15 protein-coding genes and 1 pseudogene are annotated in these 15,065 nt (G+C 70.5%); 12 read left to right on the top strand and 4 right to left on the bottom strand.

Annotated elements, in window-relative coordinates; all coding sequences use genetic code 11:
• Positions 1–19 precede the first annotated feature (19 nt).
• From ACGFIR_RS13935 to ACGFIR_RS13905, 7 genes and pseudogenes are all read left to right on the top strand, one after another.
• A complete protein-coding gene (locus tag ACGFIR_RS13935) occupies positions 20–418 on the top strand; it encodes an NUDIX domain-containing protein (RefSeq protein WP_393007847.1) in 399 nt (132 codons plus the stop codon).
• Positions 419–538: 120 nt separating this feature from the next.
• On the top strand, positions 539–1,072 hold the full coding sequence (locus tag ACGFIR_RS13930) for an SUKH-4 family immunity protein (RefSeq protein ID WP_393007845.1): 534 nt from the start codon (positions 539–541) through the stop codon (positions 1,070–1,072).
• Positions 1,073–1,193: 121 nt separating this feature from the next.
• On the top strand, positions 1,194–1,817 hold the full coding sequence (locus tag ACGFIR_RS13925) for a hypothetical protein (protein ID WP_393007843.1): 624 nt from the start codon (positions 1,194–1,196) through the stop codon (positions 1,815–1,817).
• 356 nt (positions 1,818–2,173) lie between these two features.
• A pseudogene (locus ACGFIR_RS13920) lies at positions 2,174–2,833 on the top strand (Type 1 glutamine amidotransferase-like domain-containing protein); the annotation flags it as partial.
• A 124-nt stretch (positions 2,834–2,957) separates the two neighbouring features.
• A complete protein-coding gene (locus ACGFIR_RS13915; RefSeq protein WP_393007841.1) occupies positions 2,958–3,773 on the top strand; it encodes a class I SAM-dependent methyltransferase in 816 nt (271 codons plus the stop codon).
• 175 nt (positions 3,774–3,948) lie between these two features.
• Positions 3,949–4,518 carry a dihydrofolate reductase family protein gene (locus tag ACGFIR_RS13910; RefSeq protein ID WP_393007839.1) on the top strand — a complete coding sequence of 190 codons (570 nt, stop codon included), beginning with the start codon at positions 3,949–3,951 and terminating at the stop codon, positions 4,516–4,518.
• Between the two features lie 257 nt (positions 4,519–4,775).
• Positions 4,776–5,357, top strand: coding sequence for a GNAT family N-acetyltransferase (locus tag ACGFIR_RS13905; RefSeq protein WP_393007837.1), 582 nt, complete (start codon positions 4,776–4,778; stop codon positions 5,355–5,357).
• Between the two features lie 99 nt (positions 5,358–5,456).
• Here the strand turns inward: ACGFIR_RS13905 and ACGFIR_RS13900 are convergent, their stop codons facing one another.
• Entirely contained in the window at positions 5,457–6,404 is a 948-nt protein-coding gene (locus ACGFIR_RS13900; RefSeq protein WP_393145147.1) for an alpha/beta fold hydrolase, read from the bottom strand.
• Positions 6,347–6,916, bottom strand: a complete 570-nt coding sequence (locus ACGFIR_RS13895) for a TetR/AcrR family transcriptional regulator (protein WP_393007834.1) — start codon at positions 6,914–6,916, stop codon at positions 6,347–6,349. Before ACGFIR_RS13895 ends, ACGFIR_RS13900 begins: the two co-directional genes overlap by 58 nt.
• 257 nt (positions 6,917–7,173) lie before the next feature.
• On the opposite strand from ACGFIR_RS13895, the gene ACGFIR_RS13890 reads away from it, so the two are divergent.
• The 3 genes from ACGFIR_RS13890 to ACGFIR_RS13880 all read left to right on the top strand — a co-directional run bounded on the left by ACGFIR_RS13890 (position 7,174) and on the right by ACGFIR_RS13880 (position 10,028).
• Positions 7,174–8,289 carry a M24 family metallopeptidase gene (locus ACGFIR_RS13890; RefSeq protein WP_393145145.1) on the top strand — a complete coding sequence of 372 codons (1,116 nt, stop codon included), beginning with the start codon at positions 7,174–7,176 and terminating at the stop codon, positions 8,287–8,289.
• Entirely contained in the window at positions 8,286–9,428 is a 1,143-nt protein-coding gene (locus ACGFIR_RS13885; protein WP_393007830.1) for an acyl-CoA dehydrogenase family protein, read from the top strand. Before ACGFIR_RS13890 ends, ACGFIR_RS13885 begins: the two co-directional genes overlap by 4 nt.
• A 93-nt stretch (positions 9,429–9,521) precedes the next feature.
• Positions 9,522–10,028, top strand: coding sequence for an Lrp/AsnC family transcriptional regulator (locus tag ACGFIR_RS13880; RefSeq protein WP_393007828.1), 507 nt, complete (start codon positions 9,522–9,524; stop codon positions 10,026–10,028).
• Here the strand turns inward: ACGFIR_RS13880 and ACGFIR_RS13875 are convergent.
• Complete coding sequence (locus tag ACGFIR_RS13875; RefSeq protein ID WP_393007826.1) at positions 9,958–10,569, bottom strand: histidine phosphatase family protein; 612 nt, start codon at positions 10,567–10,569, stop codon at positions 9,958–9,960. The genes ACGFIR_RS13880 and ACGFIR_RS13875 overlap by 71 nt on opposite strands.
• A gap of 278 nt (positions 10,570–10,847) precedes the next feature.
• The gene (locus ACGFIR_RS13870) at positions 10,848–12,254 is read right to left on the bottom strand and encodes a KamA family radical SAM protein (RefSeq protein WP_393007824.1); all 1,407 of its coding nucleotides are present in this window, start codon (positions 12,252–12,254) and stop codon (positions 10,848–10,850) included.
• 153 nt (positions 12,255–12,407) lie between these two features.
• Here ACGFIR_RS13870 and ACGFIR_RS13865 point away from each other — a divergent pair, with 153 nt between their 5' ends.
• Both ACGFIR_RS13865 and ACGFIR_RS13860 read left to right on the top strand, forming a co-directional pair.
• Positions 12,408–13,457, top strand: a complete 1,050-nt coding sequence (locus tag ACGFIR_RS13865) for a zinc-binding alcohol dehydrogenase (RefSeq protein ID WP_393007970.1) — start codon at positions 12,408–12,410, stop codon at positions 13,455–13,457.
• A 5-nt stretch (positions 13,458–13,462) separates the two neighbouring features.
• Positions 13,463–15,031 carry an amidohydrolase gene (locus tag ACGFIR_RS13860; RefSeq protein WP_393145143.1) on the top strand — a complete coding sequence of 523 codons (1,569 nt, stop codon included), beginning with the start codon at positions 13,463–13,465 and terminating at the stop codon, positions 15,029–15,031.
• The last annotated feature ends 34 nt before the right edge of the window (positions 15,032–15,065 follow it).

The following is a 15,065-nucleotide window of genomic DNA, read 5'->3' as shown; positions in this document are numbered from 1 at the left end:
ACCCCAGGGAGCGCCAAGCATGACCATCATCGACAAGATCGCCTGGATCCACCTTGAGAACGGCGCGATCCTCAGCTCCCGATCACGCGGCAAGGACGTCTATTACATCCCCGGCGGCAAGCGAGAACCAGGCGAAGGCGACATCGACACCCTCGTCCGCGAGATCCAGGAAGAACTCAGCGTGACCATCGCCCCCGACACCGCCGACCACGTCGGAACCTTCCACGCCCAAGCCCATGGCCACCCCGACGGGACGATGGTCCGCATGACCTGCTATACCGCCGACTACCAAGGCGTCCTGCAGCCCAACAGCGAGATCGAGGAGATCGTCTGGCTCACCCACGCCGACCGCCACCGGGTCTCCCCAGTCGACCAGATCATCTTCGATCACCTACACGAGACCGCACGCATGCGCTGAGACAACGTCAACGCCCGTCCACAGGTATTGACAATTTCTCCCGAACGGATCTTCTGCTGGAGTGCTAGCCACTACAGAAACACCGGGTGCCTGGAACCCTGCCCGGACTACCCTCATGGCGTGCGCCCCGATGATCTTCCGTTGCCTCCCGCGTTCGAAGCGGTTACGGCCTGGGCTGGTACTGGGCGGGTGGTGCGTGCCACCGAGCTGGACGTGGCGACGTGGCGGCTTCCCGAGCCGCAGAAGACCGCGCTGGTCCGCTGTGGCGTGCCGCTGATCGATGACCTCGTGAGTGTGGTGTCGTTCCACGCAGAAGCGACGACGTACCGGTTGGCGAACTCCGACGACCTGGGCTGGGTGTACGGTGCCGCGCCGGGGACCGGGGAGGTGCAGGCATGCTCGTCGGACGGTGACACCTGGTTCGTCAACTCGACCGTTAACCACTGGCTGTGTTCACTGCACATGGTCGGGATCTGGCTGACCAGCTCGACCGCCATCGGCCGCTGGGACGAGGACGGACAGGCCGAAGAGGAAGCGCTCGCGGAGCTCGCCGAGCTGTTGGAGCGGATCCGGGCCTATGACCCGCCCGCGTTCGGGGACGGTGACCATGGAACCCACTTCTGGCCCGCAGTGCTCGACCGGTGGCTTTACTGATCGACGTAGCCGTCCTCTTCTGCCGCCGATCGGAGGCGGGGTTCTCTCACCGTTTGCTCGACGGGCTGCGCATCCCCCTCGTGCCGAGGGGCGCGTGCCTCGCCGGGATAGCGTTGGTGACGTGACGGAGCCCGACTACAGCCGCGCGAAGATCACGGTCCTGGAGTTCGACGACTCTGTACGCAAGCGACCCGGCATGTATTTCGGGGTAGGCAGGGATGACCCTCGTCTGGCGACTCGGGTGCTGTGCGCGGTCGTGGGGCACGCGTTTCATCCGGCAACCAGGGTCGCCGCGAGTCACACGCCTGACGTCGTGGCGGAGGTCATTGCTGATCTCGTCTTCTCGGTGACCGACGACCAGGCGGACATCCTGACCGGGCGGGGCATGCCGAAGCTCGGCTACAACGACTCGCTGCTCACCAGCGATCGGTGGTTGAGCGCTGCGGCGGCGGCTGTGAGTTCGCAGACGACCGTCGAAGTCTGGCGACACGGCCACGGCTTTCGGCAGAGCCTCATCGGCTTACGGCCGGTCGAGCCACCTGCGGAGTTCTCCGCTCCCGCCGGAGCCGGCACCCGTGTGGCCTTCGTCCTCGATCCCACCTACGTCGGTTCATCCGCGATCACCACCGATCTCGCCAGCCTCGACCTGCACGGTCCGCACTGCACCGACACCACCGGGCCCGGCAAGGTCGTCATCCGGGACCTCAGGGAGCCAAGCCGCCCACACGAATACCGGTGTGCCTGACCCGGGCATCCGGCCGGCGGATGGACCGGCAGGCCGCCACCCGCCGGACCGAGAACCACCATGCGTTACGACAGAGCCCGCAAGAACCTCGACCGGCACCCGAACTACCTCCTCGCCGCGTACACGGCCTCCGGAACATAGCCAGCGCTCACGGCCCTACCGATGAGCGTTCGTCACGACAGGACCATCCGACGCCTCTCGGTCAGGCGCGGTGCTGTGCGAGGTGGGGCCTGATGCGCCATGTGCCGCAGCCGTCTCACGGACGTCCGGAGGCGGACGTCGGCCTACGATGTGTCCCGGCTCGGCCCGCCTGACCATCGAGCGCGTTCAACTCCACTCACGATCTTGGAGGTGCCTTGAAGCTCTTGCTTACGTCCGGAGGGGTAACGAACCCAAGCATCCACTCGGCGCTCGTGCAGCTTCTCGGTAAGCCGGTCTCCGAGTGCCGTGCCCTGTGCGTCCCGACAGCGCAGTGGGGTCACCCGATGTGCGGACCGGCATCGGTGCGGGGCTTCGTGGCCGCCGACCCTGCTTCCGGTTGGCGGCACCTGTCCGGCCTGGGCTGGGCTTCGCTCGGTGTCCTCGAGCTCACGGCGCTGCCCAGCATCGGGGCAGAGCGATGGATTCCCTGGGTCCGGGAGACCGATGTGCTGCTGGTCGACGGTGGCGACGCGACGTACCTGTGTCACTGGATGCGAGAGTCCGGGCTGGCCGATCTGCTGCCCTCGCTGCCCGACACCGTCTGGGTGGGGGTGAGCGCGGGAAGCATGGTGATGACGCCCCGGATCGGGTCGTACTTCGTCGAATGGTCGTCGGCGCTGGACGACCGAGCTTTGGGAGTCGTCGACTTCTCGATCTTTCCGCACCTGAACCTCTTCCCCACGAACACCCTGGCCGACGCCGAGCGGTGGGCGGCCGACATCGGCGTGCCGGCCTACGCCATCGACGAACAGACGGCCATCAAGGTCGTCGACGGCTCCGTCGAAGTGATTTCTGAAGGGCAGTGGGTGAAACTCGGGAAATTGTCAACTCGGCGGCCATCCGGATCTGCCGCTGATCGCGCGGTCACGCCGAGTCGAGTACGTCGTGTTCGGCGCAAATTTGGTAGCGGTCCCCTGCGTCGATCGCAATGATGCCGGCGTGGATCAGCATTCGGTCGACATCGTCGAGTACTACACCTTCCGGTACAGCGAAGACGCTCGACTGGACGCCCGACCTCAGGCGCGGCTGGAGCGTACGCGGACGATGGAGCTCCTGCGGGACCTGTTACCACCTCCGCCGGCCCGGCTGTTGGATGTCGGCGGCGGGACCGGCCATTACGCGCGGGCCCTTGTCGCCGCCGGGCATCAGGTCCGTCTCGTGGATCTGGTGCCGAGCCATGTGGCGCAGGCCGCCGGCGGGCAGCCCGCGCTCGACGCGGTGGTGGCTGATGCTCGCGAGTTGCCCGAGGACGACGATCTCTACGACGCCACGTTGCTTCTGGGGCCCCTCTACCACCTGGTGCGCGTCGAGGACCGGTTGAAGGCTCTGCGCGAGGCTGCCCGGGTCACGCGCCCGGGAGGCCGTGTCGTCGCCGCGGCGATCTCGCGTTTCGCTGGACCGATCGACTTCGCGGCTACGGGGCGTCTGACCGAGACGGCGGTCCAGGAAGCCCGGGCGTTGCTCACTGACGGGGTGAACGATCCGCGTAGCAGCTTCACCCCGGCCTACTTCCACCGGGTTGAGGAACTCGTCGACGAATGCCGGACCGTCGGCCTGACCGACGTCGTGGTGCACGGACTCGAAGGGCCGGCCTGGGCGGCAGCCGAGGCCGCGGCGAACGGGCCGTTGTCCGATGTGGTCTTCGTCGGCGCACTGAATCTCGCCCGGGTCTACACCAGCGAGCCTTCGCTGATAGCCGCGAGCGCGCATCTACTTGCCACCGGGCTGATCCCGGAGAGGCGTACGGCACCATGAACAATGCGCTCGAATCGGGCGGAACTCAGACGGCGTGCCCGCCCGCTTGACGGAGAGTGTCGGACACCGCCAGTAATGTGAGGGCCGATCGCCGAACAGGCCGCGGACGTCGGCGGGGTGCAGGAACAATCAACGGTCCGGTGATTGCGCGGCGCGCCTCAGGGAGAGCAACGAGATGAGACCACTTCGCTACTCGATCAACGTCACGCTCGACGGCTGCTGCCATCACGAGGCAGGGCTCCCCCCGGACGAGGAGTCGATGCGCCACTGGACCGCTGAGATGGAACGGGCCGATGCCCTGCTATTCGGCCGGGTGACCTACGAGATGATGGAATCGGCGTGGCGGCGGCCGGCCACGGGCAGGTGGCCTGACTGGATGGGCGAGTGGGAGATCCCGTTCGCCGAGACCATCGACCGGGCGAAGAAGTACGTCGTGTCGAGCATGCTGAGCGGGGTCGACTGGAATGCCGAGCTGCTGCGAGGCGATTTGAAGCAAGCGGTTCAGCAGCTCAAGCAGAAGCCAGGCGAAGGCCTGTTCGTGGGTGGCGTGACGCTCCCTCTGGCGTTGGCAGATCTGGGGCTGATCGACGAGTACGCGTTCCTTGTGCAGCCGGTCCTTGCCGGACACGGGCCGACGTTGCTCGCCGGTCTGCGCGAGCGCATCCAACTCGAGCTGGTGGATCGCCATGAGTTCCGGTCGGGAGCGTCCGCCGTGCGATACCGGCCCATACGAGTCACGGCTTGACGTGATGTGTCCTGCCACCGTGGCCGGCCGGGTTGCTGTCGAGGCTCTCTAACAGCCTGCGGACGCGACCGGCGGCGCGGTGAGGGGTGTTCTGAACACGGCGGTGGGCCAGGACGAAGATGCGGTGCACCCCCACGCAGTCATCACGAACTCAGCCCGCGACCGAGGCGACTGCCTTCGCCGCCCGCCGAGAAACCCGTTGCGAGTGGCCGGCATCGGGTGTCTGGTTGATCGGCCACGAATCACGGGGAGAGAACATGACGCGTGTGACGCTGCCCGCCCCCACGCTGCACACCGCTCGCCTGCGACTGCGTCCCTTCGACGACGCGGATGCGAACGATCTCTTCGCGTTGCACAGCAGCGCCTACGTGCTGCGCTACTGGGATTCGCCGCCGTGGAGCGAACACGCCCGCGCCGAGCGGTTCATTACGGGTTGCCGGCAGATGGCAGAGGAGGGCACCGGGGCGCGGCTGGCCGTGGATCGTGTCTCAGACGGGGCGTTCATCGGCTGGTGCGGCCTGAACCAGTGGAACCCGGACTACCGCAGCGCGTCGCTGGGCTACTGCTTCCACGATGCAGCGTGGGGCCACGGCTACGCGACGGAGGCCGCACGCGCCTTGCTGCAGTGGGCATTCGACACGCTGGACCTGAATCGGGTCCAGGCCGAGGCCGATACACGCAACGTGGCGTCTGCCCGCGTGCTGGAGAAGCTCGGGTTCATGCGTGAAGGGACGCTGCGGGAAGACTGCGTCGTGAACGGCGAGGTATCCGACTCGTGGGTCTACGGGCTGATCAGGCGCGAGTGGCGGCCGTCGTCCGAGCTGACTGCCGCCTCCTGAGCCCCCGCGTCGCAGCCTGGGCGCGGTTGCGGACCGGCCAGCCGGTTGGCCGCGAACCCACCTCGCCAGCTCACGTTCCCTGGGTGCGACGCTCTGCGGTCAGCGTTCCTCGATCAGCGCCCTGAACGCGCCGGCGAACTGCGCGGGACGATCGACGGGCCCGAGATGGCCGCCGGGAAACTCGGTCAGGGGGAGTCCGAGCCGGGTGGCGAGGGCCGCGGCGGCCCGGTAGGGAAGCTGGCCCCGGGAGTCGATGCCGGCGATGGGGACCAGGCGCGAACTCACCGCGGCGAGCGCGGTCAGGTCGACCTCACCGGTGGCGAACGGGATCAGGATGTGCTCCAGGAACAGCGGTTGGAACTCGCCGAGCACAGTGAACAGCTCCAGCAGTTCCGGGGTGGGCGGTTCGGGGAGGGTCCCGGCGTAGCCGTCGAGCCAGTCGCCGACGTGGCGCAGGTCCGGGATGTCCGTGCCGGGCGCGGGAGCCGTCATGGTCTCGGTCATGAGCCGAGCCGCTTCGTCCATCCCGCCGGTGCGCGCGGCGGCGCGGACCGCTTCGAGCGCGGTGCGGTGGCGTCCGGCGTCCGGCAGCAGACCGAGCAGCGGGGGCTCGTGGACGACCGCGAGGCGCAGACAATCGGGGTGCCGGGTCAGCAGCTCAAGGGTGGTGATGGCGCTGGCGCTGAGGGCGAACACGGTCGGCGGCTCGTCGAAGAGCCTGTCGATCACGCCGAGGATGTCCTCGGCGTAGGCCTTCGGGTGCTGGTCGACGTGCACGGTGCCCGGCGGCGCCGAGACCAGGCGGCTGGACACGGCGACGACGCGGTAGTGGTCGGCCAGGTGCGCGGCGAGGCCGTCGAGGACGCCGGTGTGCCCGGCACCGCCGGGCAGGAGCAGCAGCGGAGGACCGTCACCGCGGTAGCGGTAGTCGATGGGAGTGCCGTCGAGGGTGAGCGTTCCGGTGTGGATGGCGTTCTCCTGTCGGGTTGCTAGATCTTCGACCAGTTGGCCAGGGTGTGGTGGAGCGTGTCGACCGCCCGCCGCCATGAGGCCTCGACGCTGTGGTCGGCGGTGAAGCCGCCGGTGGCCTCCAGGTCGCTGAAGCCGTGCAGGGTGCTGCGTAGCAGCCGGACCGCGTCAGTGGCGTCGGGTTCGGAGAGGTCGTAGCCGCGCAGCAGCGCGTAGCAGACCTCGACGATGCGAGCCACACCCGCCGACGCGGCGGGCTCCTCTGACGACACCGGATGTCGGGTGGCCGCGTAGCGACCCGGATGCCCGGTCGCCAGCGCGCGGTAGGTGTCGGCGAAGGCGATCAGGGCGTCGTGGCGGGACCGTCCCGCCACGGCCGAGCCCAGCGCGTCGGCCCATTCGTTGAGCGCGAGCAGCGCCACCCGCTCCCGCAGGTGGGCGAGGCCCCGGATGTGGGTGTAGAGGCTGGCGTCGCGGACGCCGAAGCGCTTCGCGAGCGCGGCCAGCGTCAGATTCTCGAAGCCGATCTCGTCGGCGAGGTCGGCGGCGGCGGACACCAGGGCGTCCGGAGTGATCCCCGCGCGCGGCATAAGGCTTCCTAACCTCCCTAGGATTAGCCCTAATGTACACAGGCGAGGAGCGGGCGCAACGCCGCCGGCGGCCGGACGGAGGGGCGGGCGCGGCGGCGCCCGCAGTGCCGCAGACGTGGGGCGCGGAGATCCTCGATGCGGGCCGGCCCCGGGGAGAGCCAGCCATGCCGTGGATCGTGGCGTTCGATGGACCGGAGATTGCCCCCCGGTGGCGGGTGGGGCTCCGTCCGTTCCCGAACGACCGTTAAGCTGGGCGGGTGGGATCCGACGAGTTGTATCCGCCCCGACGGCTGGCCGACGCCCGGCACGCCACCGCCGCCGCCGGCCTGGACGCGCTGCTGATCACCCCCGGCTCCGACCTGCGCTACCTGACCGGCTACGACGCCCACGAGGGGGAGCGGCTCACCTGCCTCGTGCTGCCCGCGCAGGGCGAGCCGACCCTGATCGTGCCGACCCTGGAGCGTCCGGCCGCCGAGGCGTCCCCGGCGCCGGCCACCGGCGTACGCATCGTCGACCACGCCGACGGCAGCGACCCGTACCCGCTGCTCGTCGCCGCCCTCGGCGGACCGGTGGCGACGGTCGGGCTGGCCGACCGGATGTGGGCCGAGCAGGTCCTCGCCCTGCGCGCGGCGCTGCCCGGCACCGCCCAGCGGTTGGCCGGCGAGGTGCTGCGCGAGTTGCGCCTGCGTAAGTCCCCGGCCGAGGTCGCGGCGCTGGCCGAGGCGGGCGCGGCGATCGACGCCGTGCACGCGCGGATGGGGGAGTGGCTGCGGCCGGGACGCACCGAGGCGGAGGTGGGCGCGGACATCGCCGCGGCGATCCGGACCGCCGGCCACGTGAGCGTGGACTTCGTGATCGTCGCCGCCGGCCCGAACGCCGCCAGCCCGCACCACGGCACCTCCGACCGGCCGATCGGCGCCGGCGAGCCGGTCGTCGTGGACATCGGCGGAACGATGCCGTCGGGCTACCGCTCCGACTGCACCCGCACCTACGTCGCGGGTGCCCCGGCGCCGGCCGAGTTCGTCGACTACTACACGGTGCTGCACGCCGCCCAGCGGGCAGCGGTGGCCGCGGTCCGCCCCGGAGTCACCGCCGAGGAGGTCGACGCGGCGGCCCGCGAGCCGATCGCCGCGGCCGGCTTCGGCGCGGCGTTCCTGCACCGCACCGGCCACGGCATCGGCCTGGACGGTCACGAGGAGCCCTACGTGGTGGCCGGCAACGCCCGCCGGCTGGAGCCGGGGATGGCGTTCTCCGTCGAGCCGGGCATCTATCTGGCGGGCCGCCACGGCGCCCGTATCGAGGACATCGTCGTCTGCACCACGGACGGCGTGCAACGGCTCAACACCACCCCCACGGAGCTCATCGCGCTATGACTGTCGACCGGATCCTGCCCACCGACGAGGCCCACGACCTGCTCGACCTCGCCACCGAACTCGCCGACCGGGAGCTCGCGCCGAAGGCCGCCGGGTTCGAGGAGCGCGCGGAGTTCCCCCGGCAGGTGCTGCGCACCCTCGGGCGGGCCGGCCTGCTCGGCCTGCCGTACGCCGAGGAGCACGGCGGCGCGGCCCAGCCCTACGAGGTCTACCTGCAGGTGCTGGAGATCCTGGCCAGCCGGTGGCTCGCGGTCGCCGAGGCGGTCAGCGTGCACACCCTGTCCTGCTACCCCCTGGCCCAGTTCGGCACGGACGAACAGCGCAAGCTGCTGCCCGACATGATCGGCGGGGAGCTGCTCGGGGCATACTGCCTGTCGGAGCCGCAGGGCGGGTCGGACGCCGCCGCGCTGACCACGAGAGCCGTGCGCGACGGCGACGCCTACGTGGTCGACGGCACGAAGGCGTGGATCACCCACGCGCAGGTGGCGGACTTCTACAACATCTTCTGCCGCACCGGCGGGCCCGGCCCGAAGGGCATCTCCTGCCTGCTGGCCGACCGTGCCACGCCCGGCATCGAGCCGCAGGCGGCCGAGCGGACGATGGGGCTGCGCGCCTCCCCGGTGGCGCAGATCGCCTTCGACTCGGCCCGGGTGCCGGCCGAGCGGCTGATCGGCGGGGAGGGGGCGGGATTCACCATCGCGATGTCCGCGCTCGACTCGGGGCGCCTCGGCATCGCCGCCTGCGCCGTCGGGCTGGCCCAGGCGGCGCTGGACTACGCGGTCGGCTACGCCCGGGAGCGCCAGCAGTTCGGCAAGGCGATCATCGACTTCCAGGGGCTGGGGTTCACCCTCGCCGACCTGGCCACCCAGATCTCCGCGGCCCGGGCGTTGACGCTGTCCGCGGCCCGGCTGCGCGACGCCGGCCGCCCCTACTCGATCGAGGCGGCGAAGGCCAAGCTCTTCGCCACCGACGTGGCGATGCGGGTGACCACCGACGCGGTGCAGGTGCTCGGCGGGGCCGGCTACGTGGCCGACCACCCGGTGGAGCGCTACATGCGCGAGGCCAAGGTGCTCCAGATCGTCGAGGGCACCAACCAGATCCAGCGGCTGGTCATCTCCCGGGCGCTGGCGAAGGGCTGACGGGTGCCGTCGCGCCGGCGTGACGCCTACGACGTGTCGCGCCGACGCGACACGTCGTCGCCGTGGAGCGGTTTTCCCGGTAGGTTGCACGCCGTGGAGGAGATCGACCGCGCCATCATCGCCGCGCTGACCGCTGACGGTCGGCTGTCGTACACCGATCTGGCGGAGAAGGTGGGCCTTTCGGTCTCCGCCGTGCACCAGCGGGTGCGCCGCCTGGAGCAGCGCGGCGTGATCAAGGGGTACGCCGCCCGGGTCTCCTTCGAGGCCCTGGACCTGCCGCTGACCGCCTTCGTGGCGATCCGGCCGTTCGACCCGTCCCAGCCCGACGACGCCCCCGAACGGCTGGCGCACCTGCCCGAGATCGACTCGTGCTACTCGGTGGCGGGGGAGGACTTCTACCTCCTGCTGGTGCGGGTGGCCAGCCCGACCGACCTCGAGCGCGTGCTCCAGGAGATCCGTACGGCGGCGAACGTGACCACCCGCACGACCGTGGTGCTGTCGACGCCGTACGAGAACCGGCCGCCGAAGATCAGTGCCGAGCCCCTCGTTCGGGGGCGTTCCCGGCCCCCGGGGGAACCGGCTGGTTCCACCGCAGGATGACCCGTCGGCCGTGCTCGTGGCCGAGCACGCTGACGGTGGCGGTGTCCAGCCGCAGCAGCCCGCCGGCCGAGGGCGGCAGGCCGACCCAGCGGGCGCCGAGCACGCGCAGGCTGTGGGCGTGCCCGACGAGGGCGACGGTGCCCCGGTCGAGTAGCGGGTGCACCCGGGCGAGCACCCGGTCGAGGCGTTCGCCGACCTCGTTGGGGGACTCCCCGTCGGGGCAGCCGTCGGTCCAGATGGACCAGCTCGGGTGGTCGTCGCTGATGTCGGCGGTGGTGCGCCCCTCGTACGCGCCGTAGTTCCACTCGGCCAGGTCGTCGAGCGTGCCGGTGACGGTGAGGCCGGCGAGCCGCGCCGTGTGCAGCGCACGGGCGCGGGGGCTGGCGAGGACCGCGGCGAGTCGCCGGCCGGCGAGGAAGCGGCCGAGGGCGCGGGCCTGCCGCTCGCCGTCAGGGGTGAGCTGGAGGTCGGTGTACGAGGTGTGCCGGCGGCTGGCGCTCCAGGTGGTCTCGCCGTGCCGGATCAGCAGGAGCTCTCCCATCCACCCAGTCAACCAGACACCCGTCCCACCCCTTCACCTAGTGTCCTAGGATGCTCTAGCGGGTGTGCGATGCCGCACACCAACGCGACGAACCCTGGCGACAGGGACCCGGACCGCACGAGGCCAGGGGAGAGGACCGCGTCGGCAGCGAGCACGAATCTGGCCGCCCCTCGTCAGGTCGAGAGGGCGGCCAGGGGCTGCCTTTCCGGTACGGCAGTAGAAAGCACGTCACCCCCGAAGCCGGTGGTCGGCTCGGGGGTGACGGTGTCGCGGGTCGGTCAGTCGTTGCGGTGCGTGGTCCACCACTGCTGGCCGGTCTCGGGCAGCGTGTCGATCGGGTCGTAGTAGGCGTAGCGCTTGTTGAGCGCCTCGGCGTCGGCGGACTCGATGGAGGTGCGGTAGTTCTTCGTCCAGTACGAGATGCCGAGGTCGCGGTCGTACTCGGTGAGCATGTGCACCCAGCGCTTGCCGACGAACGGCACGTCGCAAACGATGCGCGGAGTGGCGTAGCCGGGCAGGTAGCCCATGATGTCGTGCTGGAGTTGCTGGGCGTGCCAGACCGGGACCCGCCAGTGCTCGGCGTTAGGGATCATGTCGCACATGTAGAAGTAGTACGGCAGGATGCCCGCCTCGCCCTGGAGGGCGAAGCAGAGGTCGAGCAGGTCGGGGGCGGTGGCGTTGACGCCGCGCATGAGCACGCCCTGGTTGCGGACGTCGCGTACGCCGACGTCGAGGGCGGTCTGGGCGGCCCTGGCGACCAGCGGGGTGAGCGACTGGGCGTGGTTGACGTGGGTGTGGATGGCGAGGTTGACGCCCCGGCGGGCGGCGGTGCGGGCGACCCGTTCGAGGCCCTCGACGACGTCGGGCTGCAGCCAGTGCTGGGGCAGCCCCATGAGGGCCTTGGTGGCGAGCCGGATGTCGCGGATGGTCTCGATCTCCAGCAGCCGCATCAGGTAGGACTCGAGGTTCTTCCACGGGACGTTGGCCACGTCACCGCCGGAGACGACGACGTCCCGGACGCCGGGGTGGGCCTTGAGGTAGCCGATGTGGGCGTCGTAGCGGTCGACGGGCTTGAGGGTGAGCTTGAGCTTGTCGACGGTGGGGGTGGAGTTGCCCACGAGGTCCATGCGGGTGCAGTGCCCGCAGTACTGCGGGCAGGTGGAGAGCAGCTCGGCGAGGACCTTGGTGGGGTAGCGGTGGGTGAGGCCCTCGGCGACCCACATGTCGTGTTCGTGCAGGGAGTCGCGGCTGGCGTACGGGTGGGAGGGCCAGTCGGTGCGCCGGTCGGAGGCGACGGGGATCATGTAGCGCCGGATGGGGTCGGCGAGGAACGCCTCGGTGGTCATCGGCGCGAACGGCACCATCGTGTTGATCATCTGTGGCGGCACCAGCATGGACATGGTGGCCAGGGCCTTCTGGTCGGCCTCAAGGTCGGCGTAGAAGGTCTCGTCGACCGTGTCGCCGAGGACGGTGCGCAGCTGCTTGACGTTCTTGACGCAGTTGACGCGCTGCCACTGGGCGTTCTCCCACTGCTCGCGGGTGACGTGGCGCCAGCCGGGAAAGCGGGTCCAGTCGGGTTCGACGAGGGGCGCGCGGCGGTATTCGTAGGGCTGTCCGGCGGTGGGGACCGCGACCGGCGCGGGGCGGGGCGGGGACAGGGTCTCCACCGGTTGGGTCTGGGTCACGGCCCCTCCTCGATGTGGTGCGGTTGATCAGCGATCCCGAAGGCTACTGGAAAATATTCGGTGAAGAAATTAGTCTGCCGTAAGTTTTCCCGCTACGCGAGTCCTGGCCGGGGCTTCGAGCGGCATGACAGGGGAGGTCGCGTGACGTCACCGGTGGGTCTGCACCGCGTTGTCGAGCCGGCGGGGGTGCTGCCGCAGGCCGCGTGGCGGCTGGACGCGAGGCCCGAGATCGCGTCGAACGAGGTGCGTATCCGGGTGGAGCGGCTGAACCTGGACGCGGCGAGCTTCCGGCAGCTGTGGGAGAAGCACGGCGGCGACGGTGACGCGGTGCGTGCCGAGGTGCTTGAGATCGTGTCGACGCGCGGCAAGATGCAGAACCCGGTGACCGGGTCGGGCGGGATGCTGATCGGCACGGTGGAGGAGGCGGGGCGGCGCTCCCCGCTGGGGTTGAAGGCGGGGGAGCGGGTGGCGACGTTGGTGTCGCTGACGTTGACGCCGTTGACGATCCTCGACGGGTTGGCCCGTTGGGACGGGCGCAGCGAGCAGGTGCCGTGTGACGGGTACGCGATCCTGTTCGCCCGGTCGATCGCGGCGGTGCTGCCGGCGGATCTCGATCCGCAGCTGTCCCTGGCGGTGCTGGACGTGTGTGGGGCGCCGGCGTTGACGTCGCGGGTGGTGTCGCGGTACGTGGCGGAGCGGGAGCGGGCGGGGGATCCGACGCCGGTGCGGGTGGCGGTGGTCGGTGGCGCGGGCAAGAGCGGGTCGTTGTCGCTGGCGGCGGCGCGGCGGGCGGGTGCCGCCCGTACGGTCGGGGTGGTGCCGGTGGTGGCGGAGCGTGACGCGCTGGCGGCGGTGGGTCTGGCGGACGAGGTGGCGTTGGCCGACGCCCGGGATCCGGTGGCGCTGTCGACGGCGGTGACGACGGCGTTGGGGGCGCCGGCGGACGTGACGGTGGTGTGCGTGGACGTGCCGGGTTGTGAGCATGGCGCGGTGCTGGCGACGGCGGACGGCGGCACGGTGGTGTTCTTCTCGATGGCGACGAGTTTCGCGGCGGCGGCGTTGGGGGCGGAGGGCCTGGCGGCGGACGTGACGATGCTGGTCGGTAACGGGTACGTGCCGGGGCACGCGGAGTTCGCGCTGGGTCTGCTGCGGTCGGAGTCGGGGGTGCGGGCGTTGTTCGAGGCGCGTCTGGCGGCAGACTGATGGTCATGACGAACCCCTCGACTCTGTACCGCGGCGGGACGCTGCACTGCCCGGCCGATCCGAGCGCGACGGCTCTGCTGGTCACCGACGGCAGGATCTCCTGGTTGGGGGCGGACGCGGACGCGCCGGCCGCCGATCGGGTGGTGGATCTGGGCGGGGCGTTGGTGACGCCGGCGTTCGTGGACGCGCACGTGCACGCGACGGACACGGGGTTGGCGTTGTCGGGGCTCGACCTGTCGGGGGTGCGTTCGGCGGCGGAGTTGTTGGAGGCGGTGGCGGGGTTCGCGGCGGGGTTGCCGTCGGACGCGGTGGTGTTGGGGCACGGCTGGGACGAGTCGAGCTGGGCGGTGCCGCGGTTGCCGGACGCGGAGGCGCTGGGTCGGGCGGCCGGTGGGCGGCGGGTCTATCTGTCGCAGGCGTCGATCCATTCGGCGTTGGTGTCGGTGGCGTTGTTGGCGGCGTGTCCGCAGGTGGTGTCGGCGGCGGGGTACGACGCGTCGGGGTGGTTGCGGCGCGACGCGCATCACGTGGTGCGGGCGGCGGCGTTCGCGTCGGTGACGCGGGCGCAGCGGGTGGCGGCGCAGCGGGCGGCGTTGGCGCATGCGGCGTCGCTGGGTATCGCGGCGGTGCACGAGTGTGGTGGTCCGGAGATTTCGGACGAGGAGGACTTCACGGGGTTGTTGGCGTTGTCGGGTGACGGTGTGGCGGAGGTGTACGGGTACTGGGGTGAGTTGCTGGGTGCGGCGCGGGCTCGGGAGTTGGGTGCGGTGGGGGCGGGTGGTGATTTGTTCGCCGACGGGGCGTTGGGGTCGCGTACGGCGCATGTGTCGCGGGAGTACCTGGATGGTGACGGGGGTTGCGGGCACGGTTATCTGAGTGCGGAGCAGGTGCGGGAGCATCTGTTGGACTGTGCGGCGCACGGTGTGCAGGGTGGCTTCCACGCGATCGGTGACGCGGCGATCTCGACGGTGCTGGAGGGGTTCGCGGGGGCGGCGGAGAAGCTGGGTACGGATCGGGTGCGGGCGGCGCGGCACCGCGTCGAGCACGCGGAGATCATGAACAAGCGGTTGATCGCGGGGTTCGTGGAGTACGGGATCGTGGCGAGCATGCAGCCGGCGTTCGACCGGTTGTGGGGTGGCGCGGGTCGGATGTACGAGTCGCGGTTGGGCCTGGCGCGGTCGTTGGAGTCGAATCCGATGGGTGCGATGCACGGGGTCGGGGTGGCGTTGGCGTTCGGGTCGGATTCGCCGGTGACGCCGCTGGATCCGTGGGGTTCGGTGCGGGCGGCGGTGTGGCATCACAGTCCGACGCAGCGGATGAGTGTGCGGGCGGCGTTCGCGGCGCACACCCGGGGTGGGTGGCGGGCGGTGCGGCTGGACAACGAGGGTGTGTTGGCGTTGGGGGCGCCGGCGACGTTCGCGGTGTGGTCGACGCCGGCGGGGGTGGAGCGGGGTCTGCCGGTGTTGTTGGCGGCGGATCCGGAGGCGCGTGGTCCGCAGGATCCGACGCCGCTTCCGGTGTGTCGGCGCACGGTGTTGCGCGGTGACGTGATCTTCGAGGAAGGGTCTTCGTGAGCGAGCGAACCATCGGTACGGCGTGTGTCGCCGT

The sequence above is a fragment of the Micromonospora sp. NPDC049051 genome (genome assembly GCF_043197575.1).
GTDB lineage: Bacteria > Actinomycetota > Actinomycetes > Mycobacteriales > Micromonosporaceae > Micromonospora.
The sequence above is the reverse complement of the archived record's forward strand: the minus strand, read 5'-3'. Positions and strand labels throughout refer to the sequence as shown.

What these genes read in the sequence shown, in the direction of transcription:
- ACGFIR_RS13935 (WP_393007847.1), top strand. Translation starts at nt 20, where the DNA reads ATGACCATCATCGACAAGATCGCCTGGATCCACCTTGAGAACGGCGCG.
- ACGFIR_RS13910 (WP_393007839.1), top strand. Translation starts at nt 3,949, where the DNA reads ATGAGACCACTTCGCTACTCGATCAACGTCACGCTCGACGGCTGCTGC.
- ACGFIR_RS13905 (WP_393007837.1), top strand. Translation starts at nt 4,776, where the DNA reads ATGACGCGTGTGACGCTGCCCGCCCCCACGCTGCACACCGCTCGCCTG.
- ACGFIR_RS13900 (WP_393145147.1), bottom strand. Translation starts at nt 6,404, where the DNA reads ATGGCGGCGGGCGGTCGACACGCTCCACCACACCCTGGCCAACTGGTC.
- ACGFIR_RS13895 (WP_393007834.1), bottom strand. Translation starts at nt 6,916, where the DNA reads ATGCCGCGCGCGGGGATCACTCCGGACGCCCTGGTGTCCGCCGCCGCC.
- ACGFIR_RS13885 (WP_393007830.1), top strand. Translation starts at nt 8,286, where the DNA reads ATGACTGTCGACCGGATCCTGCCCACCGACGAGGCCCACGACCTGCTC.
- ACGFIR_RS13875 (WP_393007826.1), bottom strand. Translation starts at nt 10,569, where the DNA reads ATGGGAGAGCTCCTGCTGATCCGGCACGGCGAGACCACCTGGAGCGCC.
- ACGFIR_RS13860 (WP_393145143.1), top strand. Translation starts at nt 13,463, where the DNA reads ATGACGAACCCCTCGACTCTGTACCGCGGCGGGACGCTGCACTGCCCG.